The sequence below is a fragment of the Paenibacillus baimaensis genome, assembly GCF_025567575.1.
Genome location: NZ_JAOQIO010000077.1, coordinates 26,616 through 44,557 on the forward strand (window position 1 = coordinate 26,616; position 17,942 = coordinate 44,557).

Below are 17,942 nucleotides of genomic sequence, written 5' to 3' on the forward strand. Positions count from 1 at the left end.
TAGTTGATGCATGGACCTTTACAATAAGAAGTATGCAAGCAGAACTAACTTATTGTTAAAGGAGAATGGAATAATATGGATGTTACTTTAACTGATGAACAATGGCAAACGTTTGAAGAGCAGGGGTATCTTAAATTGGGCAAAGTACTTACGGAGCTTGAACTGGCCGCGCTTTCTCAGCAGATCGATTATATTATGCTGGGCAAAGCTGGCTGCGATTACGATCGTTTGATGATGCAGCGTGAGGCCGGTGAGGGGCATGAGCAATCCAGTCAGACACTCGGCTTTAAAGGCTCCACATTGAACTATCGGAAGATAGAAAATCTGGAGTTCGATTCCATGTTCTTAACCTATTTGCAAAAACCGTTGTTTCGCGAAATATGTGATAAGGTGTATGGGAAGGATACGCGCATTTCCTGCTTTCGTGCTATGTTCATGAATAAACCAGCGCGTCACGGCTCGGTTCTGGCCTATCATCAGGATCGTTGGACCGATCTGGATCGAGACCCATTGGTTACGGTATGGACCGCATTGGACCCGGCAACCATAGAGAATGGGTGTGTGAAGATATTCCCCAAAACTCAGCATCAATTAATCAACCCGGCGGACCCTTCCGGCTTCATCACTTCGGATCAGGTCAGCCAGCTGGTGGAAAACGGGGAGCCCGTTCATTTGGAGCTTGAGCCCGGCGAAGCCGTACTCCTTCATAACTGGACCGTTCACGGATCTGAAGGAAATTCAAGCGAGCAATCCCGTCGTGCTTTTAGTGTATGCTATATGGATGCCAATACCGTTTCCGCTATGGGCAAGCAGTTTACCGTTGTCATGGACTGAGATTCGTTGCGAGCTGAATAACGAAATTCATTATTTATTTTCCTTACGGTAAGCGGCGGGTGTTTGTTTGGATATTTTCTTAAAAACTCTATAAAAGTGCTGCAAACTTTGAAAACCGCATTCCATACCAATGTCTATGATAGACTTGTCGGTTTGCAGCAGCTTTTTTTGGGCCTCGATCACCCTGCGATACTGCACATATTCGACAAACGTAAACCGGGTCACCTCACGGAATAAATGACTGATATAATATTTGCTTTTTCCAAATTGGGCTGTCAGATCATCCAACTGTATAGCTTCATCATAATGCTCGTCGATATACCGGATGATGTCATGCACCTGATTCTCTGTGGGGTTCAATTTACGCAGATTGCGCCGCAAGTCGCTTAATTTGTCGTATTCCATTAGCAGCAAAAGCAAGTGCAGCTTTAGCGCCGGCTCCAGCGTGAAGTCGTCATGGCGAAATTGCAGCTTTTTGCGAAGGTTCACGATATTGCGGAAAATTTCTTCCAATTTGACTCGCTGTTTGATCGTCAGACTGATTTTTTTATTTTGTTGGTGCTGGAGCTTATGAATCAACTGCCCGAGCTGAAGTGTTTGGGTAAGCTCATTAATAAAGCTTTCTTTGAACTGAATCACATAACGGGTATATTCATGATTCGGATTATAGAAGATGCGATGCAAATCGTAGGCATTGATCAGCAGCAGATCTCCATCCTGAATACGATATTTCGTATCTTTAACAAAAATATCGATATCGGCCCGAATGAAAAAAGCGAGCTCATAAGAATCATGAAAATGCTCAAGCGGTTTGCGGCTTTCCTTTCCACTATCGGTGTAATCAATGGAAAAGGCTTCTGTCATCATGAAGGAGCTGGGCTGATCCATAGCATCGAACCTTCCGAATTTACTTTAATAATAAGATAAGTTTATTACAAATCTTAGGATTATGGTATGATTTTATAGTCACGTAATGAGGGTTAAAGGAGAGAATCGTTCATGTATGAGCATATCGTAGCTTTTAAATTTAACGAGAACTACAAACCGGAGCACGAAAAACAGCTTTTGGAGAGTCTGTTGTCCTTTAAAGGTCGGATTCCGGGGGTTGTTGATATGACAGCGGGTGTGAATGTGACCGAAGAAACCGATAATATTCGCGGTTACACATTGGGACTTCGCGTCACATTTGAGGATAAGCAGTCTTTGCAGCAGTATGGACCGCATCCCGTGCACCAGCAATTCGTCCAATTATTGGATGGCATTATTGAAAGTGTTATTGTGATTGATTATCAGATATCCTAATATTTGGAATAAATACAGTCATTGTGCATAGTTTTTCCAAAATAAAAAGTGATGATTCCACTCGGAAACCATCACTTTTTGTGTATGCTGGGATCACTGCGACAGGAGCAAGGAAGCCCCGGCAATTCCCGGATTGGTCATTTCAAAAGGATCGAGGATCGTATTGAGGTCCTCTTCCGACAGCACATTATACAGCAGGCACAAATCACGAACGGATTTGCCTGTTAAGATAGCTTCGCGTGCAATTCGGGCTGATACTTCATATCCAAGATGCGGATTCAGAGCGGTCATAATACCGACGCTTTTCTCCACATACTGCTTGCAGATCTCGATGTTGGCTTCGATGCCTTCGATACAATATGTTCTAAACACCTTCAGCGCCTGATTCATGATGCTTAAGGATTGCAGCAGGTTAAAAACAAGCACCGGCTCCATCACATTGAGCTCCAATTGTCCTGCTTCAGATGCCAGGCAAATCGTGTGATCATTACCTATTACCTGGAAAGCAACCTGGTTCACAACCTCACACATGACAGGATTGACCTTGCCTGGCATGATGGAGGAGCCTGGTTGTCGGGCTGGAAGAGATATTTCACCAAGACCAGCACGAGGTCCAGATGCCATCAGGCGGAGATCATTGGCGATTTTGGACATGTTGATCATGCAAATTTTGAGCGCAGCAGATACCTCTGTATAGGAATCTGTATTTTGTGTTGCATCAATTAAGTGCTCAGCTGATTGTAAGGGAAAGCCGCTTATTTCGGCCAGAAGCTCGGCGCACCTTGTAATATAACGTGGATCGGCATTAAGGCCAGTCCCCACTGCGGTTGCACCCATATTAACCTCGTATAAATGCTCCTTCGTTTGTCCAATCCGTTTAATATCCCTTCCCAGAACCTTGCTGTAAGCAGCAAATTCTTGACCGAGACGAATCGGAACCGCGTCCTGAAGATGCGTGCGTCCCATTTTGATCACACTGTCAAATTCTACGGCTTTGGTTTCAAACGTTACTTTTAATTGCTCCATCGTGGTCAACAATTGATTAATTAAAGACAGAGCCGCGATATGGATGGCTGTGGGAAAAGCATCATTCGTGGATTGTGCCATGTTCACGTGCGTATTTGGACTTAATTTAAAATAATCACCTTTGGTTTCGCCAAGCAGCTCTAATGCGCGATTTGCAATAACCTCATTGGTGTTCATATTGATGGAGGTTCCTGCTCCGCCTTGAATGGGATCAACTATAAATTGATCATGCCACTGTCCTGACAGGATTTCATCAGCAGCCCTAACGATGACCTCGCCAAGTCTTGCGTTCAATTGCTTCATTTCCATATTGGCAAGCGCGGCGGATTTCTTAACAATAGCCATAGCTTTAATGAGTTCTTCATGAATACGGTAACCGGTTATGGGGAAATTATCCACTGCACGTAAGGTTTGGATTCCATAATAGACATCTGCTGGTACTTCGCGTGAACCCAGAAAATCCTTTTCGATCCGAACTTGCTCTTGTGACATTGTAATAGCCTCCTGTTTGTATGAAGAAACCTACTATGAATGTAACAGTTATCATTATTTTGTGCAATGTACGGAAAATCGTTGTTACATATTTCAAATCGATTCGCCTTACTGCCAGGTAAGTAATGGATTTTACCCAATTTCTTTGGTACCATAATGAGCGGGAGATCAAGCATAGGGATAAAGCGTGAATCATAACTAATATTTTTTAGAAAGGGAGAGTACACGATGATAAAGAATATCTCGCTGAACAAGACATGGTTTCGTCGTCTCCTGTTTTCCTATGTAACGATTTTTCTTTTTATTGTACCTCTCCTCATGTTTATCCTGTTGATGGCATTCAGTGAATTGTCTCGAAAAACCGCAGTCGAATCGAATAAAATTTTCACGAAGCAAATGCTCCAATCTGTTGACAATCAGATGCAGTTGATCGATAACACAATCACGAATGAGATCGCCAGTGATGATACGCTATTGGGTTTTTTTAATCCTGCCTTGCGCGATGATCGATATTATTCGGGCTATTTGTCATCTTTAAAAGTGAAAAGTCTTATGGCAACAATGCCTCTTATCGATTCGATCTATTTATACAGGCTATCGGACGATACGGTGCAGACGCCATACTCCGTTTCCAAGCTGGCTGCATTTAACGATAACCAATTGATTGCAGAAGCATTGAAGCAATCTGGGCTGAATCCTCTTTGGACAAATGTCCGGAAAGGTTACACGGAGCAAGGTGAACCTTCCGAATTCGTATCGTTAGTGCGATATGTCCCATTAAATTCCGGAAATGACGGTCTAGTCATTGTTAATGTGCAGCTTCAAGCGGTTGCCCGCTTTGTTCAAACATTGACGACGGAAAATTCCAACCATCTCAGCCTTTATGACCGTGAGGGTACGCCTATTTATCGTGATATTCATGGAAACGATTCCCTAATGACAGAACTGCACTCCAGTTATTCCGAATGGACCATTTCCAGCAGTGTGGCGAATGGTAATTTGTTTCGCCTTGTCTCCGCGATCTCCAAATATTGGATATTCGTTTGTATAATTTTCTTTTTTATCGGCGTTTTATGGATCGTTCTGGTTACCCGACGGAACTATAAACCTGTACAAACGATCATCGAGCGTATTCAACTATTTTCCCAGCAAAAAAGCGCCGAATTGTTCCGTAAAGGCAATCAAGATGAATTCAAGTTCATTGATACCGCCTTGCTGAATTTGATGGAGCAGTCAAATGCCTATCAGAAGCAGCTTGAGGAAGATTTGATTTTTAAGCGAAAGCATTTCTTTTTTGAATGGATTGAAGGTAATCGCCCCTTGAAGTATGAAGAATGGCAACGGGAGATGGAGAATCTCAGAATGCCTTGCGATTTTGTCTCGTTATGTGTTAGCGTGCTCGAAATTAATAAATACAGTAAATTCACCAGTCTATATTCACATCACGATCAAAATTTGCTTAAATTCGTTTTATCTAGTGTAGTAATGGAAATTGCGACCACGCGAAATGTGACAATATGGACCGAATGGACGTCCAACAATCAATTGACCCTGCTGCACCAGATTCCGAGAGTTACGTCGGAAAGAAACTCCGAGCAGATCGTGAGTGATATTGCGAATGACATGATGCAATGGGTGAAGACCTACCTTGATTTCAATATTACGATCGGCATAGGATCAGGAGTCGATCGCATAGAGCTTGTACATTATGCCTATGTCGAAGCCTTGGAAGCACTTCAATACAAACCTTCACTGGGTGAGGATAGCGTGATTTGTTATTGGCAGATTGAGCCTGAGGGTAAGCAACAGTCGCTCGATCTGCTCGAATATATCCGCGCGATTGCCTTTTCATTACGAACGGGAGAAGGAGATTGGCAGGGCAGCCTCACACAATTTTTCGATGGTATCCGAGCGGGTCTGTATGCGCGCAAGGAATTGGACAATCTCATGAACTACATGATATTTTTTCTTCAAAAGGAGTTTACGGACCTACCTGCGGATGTGCAAAAAATATGGACAAACGCCGTGCAGGATAAACTGCAAAAAGCGGTAGACGAGTGGGACTCCTTGGACGAACTGCAGCATATGTTGAGAAGCGTTCTTACAGAAACTACGGAAGCCGTGGCGACGTTGCGTGAGATGAGCAGCAATTATATGCTGATTCGTAAAATTAAATTGTATATGGAGGAACATTACAAGAATCCGGATTTATCATTGCTTCATTTAAGTGATGTGTTTCATGTGCATATGAAACAGATCAGTCGAACGTTTAAAGAAGAAATTGGAGAAAATTTTATTGATTATTTGACCCGAATTCGTACGGAACACGCTAAAGAACTTCTGGTTCATAGCGATTATTCCATACAAGAGATTACGGTCAGAATCGGATATTTGCATCCAAACACGTTTATTCGATCATTCAAAAAGCTGGTAGGTCAAACACCAGGAGACTTTCGCAAGACTACTCATATGAATCTATAGTGGAGAACTTTGTTGATTGGTGTTTTTTGTTGATTAATAGGATTTGGATTGCCATAGAATCGTAATTCACTGGAGAAAAAGCCAGGGATGACGGTTCTTTTTTATTTGAGAATTTTGTTGATCGGGGGAAAATGAGCGATTGTTTTACCTCACCTTTCAGTTGTACAGTTGGATCGCAGGTTACTACAAAGAAAGAGGGAGTTACATGAAAGCAATAGACCGAAGGGGAATCGACACGAAGAGATTAAGGGAGAATATTCCACTTCTCCTTATGTTCATACCCGTCATTTTATTTTACTTAATCTTCAAATACGCGCCAATGGTTGGACTGATCATCGCTTTTAAGGATTATAACTTTTTTGATGGGGTGTTTCACAGTCCTTGGGTTGGATTAGAAAATTTTCAAAAGTTGTTCAATAACACAAATTCGTTAAAAATTATCCGAAACACGCTTCTACTTAGCAGTCTGAATATTTTCGTGGGGTTTCCGTTTCCGATCCTATTAGCTATTCTTTTGAATGAAGTGAGAAAAATGTGGTTCAAGAAGATCGTTCAAACGCTCGTTTATCTACCTTACTTTTATTCATGGATTATCGTCGGTGGGATCGTCTTTAGTATTTTTGGAATCGAAGGAAGCTGGTTAAACCATTGGATTATCCTTTTTAAGGGTGAACCGTTTCCATTCTTATATAATATCAAATCCTGGATCACGATCTTTGTGGGTGCAGGGATATGGAAGGATATGGGCTTTAATGCGATCATCTATTTGGCAGCAATGACGACTATCGACCCGTCACTGTATGAGTCAGCAAGCATGGATGGCGCTAATAAATGGAAACAGATGATTCATATTACGATTCCCGGAATTGCGCCGACCATCATTTTGCTCTTTATTCTTTCTATGGGGCGTGTGATGGAAGTCGGATTTGACCCCATTTACGTCTTACAAAATGCTGCGGTGAACGACGTTTCGGATGTAATCAGCACGTATATTTATCGCGTTGGACTGCAAGGCGCGCAATTTAGCTTAACTACAGCAATGGGAATGTTTGAATCTATGATTGCTTTAATTCTGCTGCTCTCTGTCAATTGGATTGCCCGTCGCTTTCAAAAGGGTCTATTTTAGAAAGGAGGAATCGAGATGCGTGCATCCTATGGAGATAGAGTTTTTTACACCATAAACTATTTGGTATTAACCTTAATTGCTTGTTCAAGCCTGTTTCCACTTCTTCATTTGATTGCACTTTCCATTAGCAGTTCGTCTGCCATCGAAACCGGGAAAGTAAATCTGTTGCCCATCGACTTCACATGGGATACGTTTAATGTTTTGATCAAGGGAACACCGCTCGTCAAATCATTCAACAACAGTGTTGTGATCACGTTCGTAGGTGTTTCGTTATGCATGCTAACCACAATTATGGCCGCATATCCCTTATCGCGTCCCAACTTTTATGCACGACGTTTCTTTACACTTTCAATGATCTTTACGATGATCTTTTCGGGAGGCATTATTCCTACTTTCCTGGTTATCCAAAGTTTGGGGCTGGTTAACTCCTATTGGGCTCTTTGGTTACCTGGTTTAGTAAGTACGTATAACATGCTGCTGTTACGCACGTACTTCGAGAATATCCCGTCTGAAATTGATGATGCGGCGCGAATGGATGGCTGCAGTGAAGTACGTCTTTTACTTCAAGTTGTATTGCCCATTTCTATGCCTGTTATCGCGACATTAACGCTTTTTTATGGTGTTGCGTTCTGGAATATTTTTATGAGTATGCTGATTTACATCAACGATACCGATAAGCACAACTTAACCGTACTTGTACAGCAAATGATTCAAAGCCAGAGCGTCCTGCAGCAAACGATGATGGTGCAGCCTGACGATCAGGTTCATGTAGTGGAGGAAGGCATTAAAGCTGCGGGCGTGATTGTCATGATTACCCCGATGTTGGTGGTGTATCCATTTTTGCAAAAATACTTTGTCAAAGGCGTTATGCTCGGTTCTGTGAAAGGATAAGAAAGCATGAGGGCGATGGGGAGGTGGGTTACAAAGGGAAATGTGGCTCCCAAAGATCCGATGAGCTAAGCTTAAGCAAACAAATAACGAATTTAAAAGGGGTTTATCCAACATGAAAAAATGGTTTGCGACATCACTTACTATGTCATTATCAATTTTAATGGTTCTAACAGCATGCAATACGAAAGCTACAGAACAACCGATTTCCTCTGATGCTTCAACAACATCAACAACTCCAGTCAAGAAAGGGGATATATCCGTATCAGTGTATGACCGCGGAAATATTCCCGCTGCAGAAGGAACCTTAGAAAATAACCGTTGGACCAAGTTTATTAATGAAAACGGTCCTGCGAATGTGAAATATGTGCCAATCCCGCGCAATGATGCTGCCCAAAAATTCAATGTACTGTTTGCTTCGGGATTGGCGCCTGACATTATTAACGAGTTTGATCCAAATATCATAAATCCGCTTATCGATCAGAAGCAGCTTATGCCGCTAAACGATCTGATCGAGAAGAACAGTGTGGAATACAAGAAGGTTCTTCAGGATTACCCCGCATTGAAGAAAGTAGCGACCAGTCCTGACGGGAATATGTACAAAATTGGACGGGTGCTGGAATCATTTCCAAGTTATGCGATCTTTATCCGCGCAGATTGGTTGAAGAAATTGAATCTGGACGTTCCGAAAACGACCGAGGATTTGTATAAAGTAGCAAAAGCATTTGCAGAGCAGGACCCTGACGGCAACGGAAAGAAGGACACATACGGAATGGCAATGAGTTATCGTTCCGAGTATGTGATCGATATGATGTTCGGGAACCCTGTTGAGCTGTATGGTCTTGTCAACGATCAACCGAGCCGTGCATTTGAAAATGCGAAATTGGCGACCGAGTTTAAAAAACGCTTGTTTGATGAGGGGCTAATCGATAAAGACTTCGTGAATGACAAAAATGGGGCAAAGGCCAAACAAGACTTTTTAAATGGTAAGATGGGCATTTTCCCAACTTTTGTTGGAAGCTGGTTCGACTCGACAGTAACCGACATACAAACCTTGAAAAAGGCTGTCCCAGATGCTGATGTGATCCCTATAGCATTACCAAAAAGTCCAGTAGGTGAATTTATTCCGGACGTACAAAGTCCAGTGCAAATGACAACCGCGATCAATGCAAAAACAAAGGACCCGGTTGCAGCGATTAAATATATCGACTTTATGGATCGTATTTCGACTGGAACCGCTCTGCTTTTTGGAATGGAAGGCTCTCACTATAAGAATGATGTAAACGGATGTCCGCAAAATATTGATCCGAATAAAAGTAAAACCGAGGTTAGCTGGGCAGGAGACTATGCGCAATCCTATTCCCGTTTGCTGCTCGGCAAGTGTTCGTTTTTTGAAAATCAATACAATACTGACATTCCAGAACAAAAAGCCGGACTGGACATGTTCAACAAAGCCGAGTCCTTATATCTAGATTCGTCTAAAAAATACCGTTTCGTTACCCTACAAGAACTTATACCAGCTTTCCCGAAGGATATGCAAACGTCATTTAACACGGCCAAAAAGCAAATTACCGATACGTGGTTGAAATCAGTTTTAAGCGGGGATAAATATTCTGCTGATCAAGCCTACAAGGATGTTTTGACCGAATGGGATAAAGCGGGTGGCAAGCAAATGGACGATTTCATCATCGGGTGGTATAAAAACAGCAAAGACAGCAGTTTCATGATGAAAGATTTGTGGGAAACCGTTGCCAAGCAAGCACAAATGAAGAAATAAGCTGCACACATTTAACAAAGGATGGGGGCCTCTATACCAATCAGCGGTCCTCAGCTGTACTTTATCCTTGCAGGAATACGAGGGAGGGTTATTAATGGGGAAATATAAGACATTTATTTGTGCTTTGGGTTTATTCTTTCTTATGGTCATTGGAGCACATGCGGCTCATGCGGCGGTTATACAGAAGTTGCCGGTCTCGAACCCTGGATTTGAAACGTTGACTGTAACGAACGGTGTCTACAGTCCGAAAGATTGGAAGACATGGTGGTGGAGCGGGCCCGTAAACAATCCGTCGATATCGGCAGCGAGTTATACGGAGGATGACAAAAGCAGCGGCCAGCGCTCCGTATTTATCAACAGTGTCAGCACGGGATACGCGGGATGGGTATCGAATCCTATCACGCTTCCTTCGAGTATGATATCGTTTCGAATTACTGCCAAACTGAAAACATCGCCAGATTATTCGGGAAATAAACCGCGTTTATGGGTTTCCTTCCAGAACAACGGGACGTTTCTGGGATCCTACACGACGGATCAGACGGAGGGGGTGTCACTTGCGGATTGGACGGAGGTTTCCTTTACCGTCGATCGCAGCCAATTCCCGGAAGGTACCAACACACTTGTGCTGAACTTATCGACAACCAGCATGAATACAGAGATATTAGCAAACGGCAAAATTTACTATGATGATGTGATGGTGGAAGCATCAGATGAACCGATTCCGGTTGTACAGCAGTTGCCGGTCTCGAATCCGGGATTTGAAACGTTGACAGTAACGAGCGGTGTATACAGTCCGAAAGATTGGAAGACGTGGTGGTGGAACGGAACCGCGAACACTCCACCGATATCTGCAGCGAATTATACAGAGAATGAAAAAAACAGCGGTTTGCACTCGGTGTATATCGACAGTGTCAGCAATGGATACGCGGGATGGGTGTCGAGTCCCATAACGCTCCCTTCGAATATGACATCGTTTCGAATTACTGCCAAGTTGAAGGCGTCACAAGATTATTCGGGAAATAAACCACGATTTTGGGTTTCCTTCCAGAACAACGGGACATTTTTAGGATCCTACACGACGGATCAGTCGGAGGGGTTGTCGCTTGCGGATTGGACGGAAGTGTCGTTTACCGTTGATCGCAGCCAATTTCCGGCGGGTACCAACACGCTTGTGCTGAATTTGACGACCACCCGTGTAGATACTGCGATACCAGCAAGCGGTAAGCTTTATTACGATGATGTGTTGGCGGAAGCTTCGAACCAATCGTTGGGACCGGTTGTTTTTACGCTGAAATCCAATAAATTTGCTAGCTGGTGGAATTTGGGGGATACCGTAACGTATCAATTGAATGCCGGAGCAGTACCGAGCTCGGTCAAAACTGTAATTGGCAGCGTTTACAATTCTGATAATGAATGGATCGCACAAGTGCCTGTGTTGAGACAGACGTTTCTCGATCAAGGCTGGAGCTGGACGCCTACGGAGCCGGGGTATTACGAAATTGCTTTTGCATATCAACAGAACGGTAGTACCGATTTAACAGATCTGCCCGTCAAATATACGTATTCACAGACCGATCTTACTACTTTTTCGCGTGAGCGGTATTCATTGGTTGTAAATCAGGGTCCAACTAAACCAGTATCGCAAAGATGGCCGGTCATGGGCTTTAGCTACCAGCTCTCAGAAGGCGAGAATGCCATGAAACTGGCTGATTTAGTGGGATTTCGCTTTGCGCGAATCCATGCCGTGCCATGGGGAACGCAGTTCCGCGATACGAGCTGGGCGATTGAACCATCCCGCGGTGTTTATGATTGGTCGAAATTCGATGACCAAATCAACAAGCTGTCAAGTTACGGCTTCGATCTGACTGGAAATCTGTTATACACGCCGCAGTGGGCGTCTCCACATCCTGAGCAAACGCAGGCGAATATAAGTGTCCCGGCATATTCCGCTTATGCTCCTGTGGATATGAAGGACTGGGAAGATTTTGTTCGTGCCGTTGTTACCCGGTACAATACACAGATTAAGTCGTGGGAAGTATGGAATGAGCCAAACTTGCCGGGGTTGAGTGTGTTTTGGTTGGATACGACGGAACGATTCGTGGAGCTGTTGAAAACGGCGTATCAGACAATCAAAACGGAGCAGCCGGATTCAGATGTATGGATTGGCGGACTCGCTGGGCGCAACTATTTGTCTTTTTATAAAGAATTGCTCAGTTTGGGAGGAGCATCCTATTTCGATAAGCTTGCGCTGCATGGTTACCAGCCCGATCCGCGCGAATTCGAACGTGTAGATCAAACGTTCGGCATCCCCTCCAAGCCATGGGTGGATTCGGAGAGTCATGCGATTCTGGTCAATTCGAACTCGGTAACAGGCACAGTGCCTACGGAATATGAGGTTGCCAAGCGCATGATCGTTGACTTCCTGTCACAGCTCAAATGGGGGACACAAAAAATTGCCTTTTTTCATATGTTGAATTTATCGGAGATGGAAACGTTATCTTATGCAAAGAGTACCGGTAATGTTACGCACGCATCGGGTTTATTCCGATCCAAGCCGCGGATGGAGCCAAGGCTCGCAGCGTCAGTAGCCCATCATTTTCTCGATCTTGCAGGCCAATCCCTCGTTTATAAAGCGGAGTACGTTCTTGGGAACGGACAAAAAGCAGTTGTACTTGACAATGACGGAAACCGGCTCGTAGGTTTGTGGTCTGAAGCATCCTCAGCAGCTCCAATCGATACGCGTCTAGCTGCTGCTTTCACTGGTGAGACCCTTGTTACGGACTGGGAGGGCAAGACGCAAAGTGCCAATAGCACACTGAACTTACATCCTGGCAAGGTATATTGGATAAGTAATGCAGACAGCGCAGTACTAGCCGCACTGCCAGTCTCAGAGCCGTTTTTGATCTCGGATTTCGACCGTAATACGAATCATATAGTTGTCCCTGAGTCGAAGGGTACGAGTGGAGAACTGTTCAATCCTACCACATTAGAAGTCGCTGACAATACTGTTTGGACTACCGATAGTTGGGCTTATAAAGCAGCTGCCCAGTCGACGAAGCCGGAGGATTTTGACGTTTCGTTTGCAGCGGGGTATTCGGATAACGGACTAGACCTTATCGTTCGTGTGAAGGATGGGACATTTGTTCAGGATAATCCACTCGGCAGCTTCTGGAAAGGAGACAGCGTACAGTTCGCGATTGATACGTTTGGACAGGGATTTACGGGAGATCAGGTGGAATTTCAAGCAGCCTTGACACCACAGGGACCCGTGCTTTATAAACAATTGGTGCCTTATGTTGGCGGTAATTTGCCAACAAATTGGACACCGGGTAATAGTGTAGCACAATACGCGTCTTTAAAGGTAGATCAAACGGTCCCGAATGAAACGGTTTATTATATCCATGTGAATTCTTCTGAATTGTATCCTTATGTACATGATCCGAAAAGTCCACTTCGATTGTCTGTGCTGGTCAACGACAATAACGGCAGCGGCCGGCTTGGATGGCTTGAGTGGAGCGGTGGGATTGGCAGTGATAAAAATCCGGCGCAATATGGGAAAGTGTGGATGTTGAATGGGATAGCTGTTGAAGCAGTTCAAACGAGTATGACGGAGGGACAAACACAGACTTTGGGTGCTCACGGACTGACAGCAAGCGGGTTTGTAGATTTATCTGGCAAAGTTGCTTGGAATTCATCCGATTCATCGACCGTAACCGTGGATACTTATGGTACAGTGAAGGCGATCAAAGAAGGCAGCGCGATCATTCAAGCATCGTACGGTCCCTTTGTCGGCAGCATTGCGATAACGGTAGATCATACGACACCCGTTACGACTGCGTCCGTTTCGCCACTCCAGCCGGATGGACACACAGGAGAGTCTGTCCCTGAGATTGACAAGGCAACAGCCATACCTGCTGGACAGCGCAGGGTATCGGCGCTCGAAGCGAGATCATGATGTAAAGTTTATAAGCACGAATTGATAATGATTATGGACTGATGTTCATTCCATCCTTATATAAAGAACTGAAGACGCGAAGCTTGACCTTTACGGGTTCAGTCTTGCGTCTTTTTTATGAAAGTGCACCTTGTGACAATCCAAGCAGAATTATCTATTTGGAAGGCCCGCGATATTGACTTGCCCCATCATTCCAAGTATCATTTGATAATGATTGTCATTATCATAAATAAAGGGGAGAACTTCATTGTTTTTTACAAATTTACAACGCTTCAAGAAACCATCAACATTATTGGTAGCCAGTCTGCTAAGCGCTGCGCTCGTATTATCCGGCTGCGGCCAGTCGACTCCGACGGCTAGCAAAGAAGGTTCAACTGGTGGAACAGCACAGCCATCGACGCCAGCACCGGCACCTAAGCCTGCTGAATCGTACACCGTCAAGCATGCGATGGGCGAAACCAAGATTACGGGCAACCCTACGAAGATTGTCGTTCTGACGAATGAAGGAACCGAAGTGCTGCTTTCTTTAGGCATTAAGCCTGTTGGCGCTGTCAAATCATGGTCGGGAACTCCTTTTTATGATCATATTAAGAAGGATTTAGAGGGTGTAACTGTTGTTGGTGACGAGAACCAGCCGAACCTGGAAGTGATCGCAACCTTGAAGCCGGATCTGATTATCGGTAACAAGCTTCGTCAGGAGAAGGTGTACGCTCAGTTGTCTGCGATTGCCCCTACTATATATTCCGAGAAAATTAATGCAGACTGGCAGAAAAACTTTAAATTATATGCCGAAGCCTTGAACAAGAAGGATCAGGGTGATCAATTACTCAGCAAGCTGGACCAACGTATTGCAGACTTCAAGACCAAAGCGGGTGACAGCTTGAAGATGAAAGTGTCTCTGGTCCGTTTTATTCCGGGCAAGACACGGATTTATTTTAATGATACATTCGCCGGGTTCATGATGCAGAAGATTGGCTTCCAACGTCCGGCTGTACAGAATCAGGATAAATTCGCCGATGATATCAACAAGGAACGGATTCCGGACATGGAAGGCGATATTTTGTTCTATTACACTTGGGATAATGATAAAAAGGAAGCCAGCTCGGTTGAGCAGGAATGGACGAATGATCCATTGTGGAAAAATTTGGATGTTGTCAAAAAAGGCAACGTGTTTAAAGTAAACGACGATATTTGGAATTCATCCGGCAGTATCATTTCGGCTAATGCGCTGCTATCCGATTTGGAGAAATTCGTCTTGAAGAAATAGCGTCAATGGGATAACAGCCACATTACCTCTTAGCTGACAGACAGTTTAATGGGTTAAACGCGACGTGTAGCGGATTGAAAGCCGGATCTCATTAGATCCGGCTTTTTGTTGTTCCAAATAGCTACCTCTTGGTATGGCATGAAGGAAATTAACTAAATATATAATAAACAATACTAATAAAAATATAAACGAATCCAAAATATATATCCTCGTGTAAAATTATGTTAATATAGTAAAATGTATGTGAGTCGGTCAACTTGAGGATATGGAAAAAATCTATCATTTCAGGCCGTACAAACGGACAATGCGGTTTGGTGATAGTTGTATCGAGTGGTCTTGGAAGTTAAATGGGTTCGAATCCTATTACCACTTTTTTAATATGGGGAGAAAGGGTAATCACCTAAGATTCTCTACTAATGTTCAGGGAAGTGGATTTGTAAATGCGTAATTTATTTGGTAAGAAGGCAATTGCAATCGTATTAGTTTTATTATTGGTAAGTACTACGGGAGCTTTAGTTTACGCTGATAATTTGGCTAAACAGATAACTGCAATTCAAAACGGAGCCATTAAGATTCAGGTAAATAAACAAATACTTGATCTTACCGACGACGACGGATTAGCTATGGACCCCATTATTTATAACGGACATAGTTATGTTCCGGCTAAAGCATTAGCAGAGGCATTGGGCGGGAATGTGAGTTGGAATGAAGCAACGAGTACTGTAGTTGTATCAACTGAATATGCAGGTGCATTACCTGTTAAGGATAACACCACTAAAAAACCCGCCGCAGCACCTTCCACACCGGTTAAGCCTGATACGCCAGCACCAACTCCTGCACCTGCAAAGCCGACAACAAGTTCGTCTTCGGCACCAACAGGAAATAAGGGAGGCGTATCCGATCCGGTTGCGCTGGGTACTACGTTCACTTATACCGATTTATATAATTACAAGGAGGGTATTAATGATTCTACTTCTGGTACATATGCGGTTACAGTAAATGGAACGACTCCTATTACACCGGAGGAAATAGCTGCATTAGGCTTTAAGAAACCATCAGACGATCCGTTAACAGAATTTGCTTTAGTCGATGTTACGGTTAAAGCATCAAATTTAACTATTAATAAGGGTTCTGATCCTTCAAATTCAGGCTATGAGTATATGTCTTCCATGTTCCCGGACATTTGGGGTACGAAGGTTTTTGGCAGTAAAGGTGGAGGCATTATAGGTTATCAAGAATCGGGTTTTGATGGTTCAATTATGAATAACTTTAAAGACAAATATACCGATTTTCCTAAGGTTAATCCTGGAGACTCCAAGTCTTATGAGGTTTCCGGTAAAATCTTGATTACGGTGTATAAAAATCAAGAGAATCTTCTGACTCTTCGTAAACGAGACACTAATTTGGAATATGAGAATTCCTTTATCGCATTCAGAATTAAATAATGTGTACAAGTAGTTCCCCCCGTCAATCACATGGCGGGGATTTTTTTGCGTTTACGTTCGTTCAGATTAGCACAATTGTACATAAGCGCGAAGCTGTTTTTTGGCTGCAGGGGGCTTCAAGCTTTATACACAATATTCGTCATTAGCTAGACAATAATTGTTATTCGCCTTATAACTATGGCCTAAATGCCCTCACTATCCCCATTCTACCAGCGTTTATATAGCAAAAGTGGTTTAGACAAATATTGTCCTGCCCGGATTCATATGAATTGTCAGTTTTATGCTGTAACGAGATGACCCTATAATCAAATCAGCCCAGCAGCACCGGTTAACCACAGATAAGAGGGTTGAGCCTGAGGGGCAGCATCATAAACCAAATTATGGAGGCTAACGATTCATGGACAAATCATGCTTGCAGTACGGACTGACGGAGGAAGAGCGTAAGACTTTTGATGAGACAGGTTATTTGATTTTGGAGAACGTCCTTTCGGAAGAACACGTTGCCAAGTTGACGGAGATCGTCGATGGAATATATGAAGAAGGCGTAAGTAACGGTCACGATCCAACGAAAGCGTTGTTCCACCCGAACTTTATTCCGGACCATCCTGAGTTTTTGAAGCTGGTCGATTACGAAAAGGTTCTTCCTAAGGTATGGGGCATACTGGGCTGGAACATTTACTTATATCATTGCCATCTGATTGTAACGCCGCCGACAGGGCAGCCCAAAAATTACGATAAACCGTTCCCATGGCATCAAGACAGCGGCCGCGTGAACCAGGAGATCGAATCTCACCCACGTCCGCGTCTTTCTTTAAAAGTAGCTTACTTCCTGTCGGATATCTCCGAGCCGGATCGCGGTAACTTCTACATCGTACCGAACAGCCACTTGACAGATGATATCGATATTCCGACAGTTGGTCAAATCCCAGGTGCAATTCCAGTATGCGTAAAGCCGGGAACGGCTGTATTCTTCGACCGCAGACTATGGCATGCCGCCAGCACCAACTGGTCGGATATTACTCGTAAAGTGTTGTTCTATGGCTACGGCTACCGCTGGATCAAAACCAAGGATGATATGACGGTACAAAGTTTATGGGATCAATGCACGCCGATCCAACGCCAGCTTCTGGGTGATTGCGTGAACGCAAACGGTTATTACACACCAACGGATGCCGATGTGCCGCTGCGCGTTTGGTTAAGAGAGCATGCTCCTGAGCAGTCCAAGGGCGCTGCAACAATCGATTCCTAGAAGTTCCGCGAACAAACAAGTGCGCTGTATGGCCGGAAATTTTAGTGCTTTGCAGTCACTGTGGAAGGCATGGGCTTGTAATCCTTACAGTTAATCTCGG

At 43.9% G+C, this 17,942-nt stretch carries 12 protein-coding genes; 10 read left to right on the top strand and 2 right to left on the bottom strand.

Features of this window, described 5'->3' with window-relative positions; genetic code table 11:
* Positions 1-75 precede the first annotated feature (75 nt).
* Complete coding sequence (locus tag OB236_RS17990) at positions 76-834, top strand: phytanoyl-CoA dioxygenase family protein (protein ID WP_076237623.1); 759 nt, start codon at positions 76-78, stop codon at positions 832-834.
* Between the two features lie 30 nt (positions 835-864).
* Here OB236_RS17990 and OB236_RS17995 read toward each other — a convergent pair whose 3' ends face one another.
* Positions 865-1,722 (bottom strand): AraC family transcriptional regulator, encoded by an 858-nt coding sequence (locus OB236_RS17995; RefSeq protein ID WP_262685253.1) that lies wholly within the window; start codon positions 1,720-1,722, stop codon positions 865-867.
* 111 nt (positions 1,723-1,833) lie between these two features.
* Here OB236_RS17995 and OB236_RS18000 point away from each other — a divergent pair, with 111 nt between their 5' ends.
* Positions 1,834-2,136, top strand: coding sequence for a Dabb family protein (locus tag OB236_RS18000; protein WP_262685254.1), 303 nt, complete (start codon positions 1,834-1,836; stop codon positions 2,134-2,136).
* A 93-nt stretch (positions 2,137-2,229) separates the two neighbouring features.
* Here the strand turns inward: OB236_RS18000 and aspA are convergent, their stop codons facing one another.
* Positions 2,230-3,654, bottom strand: coding sequence for an aspartate ammonia-lyase (gene aspA, locus OB236_RS18005; RefSeq protein WP_262685255.1), 1,425 nt, complete (start codon positions 3,652-3,654; stop codon positions 2,230-2,232).
* A 228-nt stretch (positions 3,655-3,882) separates the two neighbouring features.
* Between aspA and OB236_RS18010 the strand changes: the two genes are divergently transcribed.
* The 8 genes from OB236_RS18010 to OB236_RS18045 all read left to right on the top strand — a co-directional run bounded on the left by OB236_RS18010 (position 3,883) and on the right by OB236_RS18045 (position 17,842).
* Entirely contained in the window at positions 3,883-6,135 is a 2,253-nt protein-coding gene (locus tag OB236_RS18010; protein WP_262685256.1) for a helix-turn-helix transcriptional regulator, read from the top strand.
* 205 nt (positions 6,136-6,340) lie between these two features.
* The gene (locus OB236_RS18015; RefSeq protein WP_076237617.1) at positions 6,341-7,261 is read left to right on the top strand and encodes an ABC transporter permease; all 921 of its coding nucleotides are present in this window, start codon (positions 6,341-6,343) and stop codon (positions 7,259-7,261) included.
* Between the two features lie 15 nt (positions 7,262-7,276).
* Positions 7,277-8,152 carry a carbohydrate ABC transporter permease gene (locus OB236_RS18020; RefSeq protein ID WP_262685257.1) on the top strand — a complete coding sequence of 292 codons (876 nt, stop codon included), beginning with the start codon at positions 7,277-7,279 and terminating at the stop codon, positions 8,150-8,152.
* A 112-nt stretch (positions 8,153-8,264) separates the two neighbouring features.
* On the top strand, positions 8,265-9,926 hold the full coding sequence (locus tag OB236_RS18025; protein WP_262685258.1) for an extracellular solute-binding protein: 1,662 nt from the start codon (positions 8,265-8,267) through the stop codon (positions 9,924-9,926).
* A 94-nt stretch (positions 9,927-10,020) separates the two neighbouring features.
* Positions 10,021-13,881 carry an Ig-like domain-containing protein gene (locus OB236_RS18030; RefSeq protein ID WP_262685259.1) on the top strand — a complete coding sequence of 1,287 codons (3,861 nt, stop codon included), beginning with the start codon at positions 10,021-10,023 and terminating at the stop codon, positions 13,879-13,881.
* A 247-nt stretch (positions 13,882-14,128) separates the two neighbouring features.
* Positions 14,129-15,148 carry an ABC transporter substrate-binding protein gene (locus tag OB236_RS18035; RefSeq protein WP_262685260.1) on the top strand — a complete coding sequence of 340 codons (1,020 nt, stop codon included), beginning with the start codon at positions 14,129-14,131 and terminating at the stop codon, positions 15,146-15,148.
* Positions 15,149-15,588: 440 nt separating this feature from the next.
* On the top strand, positions 15,589-16,593 hold the full coding sequence (locus tag OB236_RS18040) for a copper amine oxidase N-terminal domain-containing protein (protein ID WP_262685261.1): 1,005 nt from the start codon (positions 15,589-15,591) through the stop codon (positions 16,591-16,593).
* A gap of 397 nt (positions 16,594-16,990) precedes the next feature.
* Positions 16,991-17,842 (top strand): phytanoyl-CoA dioxygenase family protein, encoded by an 852-nt coding sequence (locus OB236_RS18045; protein ID WP_262685262.1) that lies wholly within the window; start codon positions 16,991-16,993, stop codon positions 17,840-17,842.
* Positions 17,843-17,942: the final 100 nt, after the last annotated feature.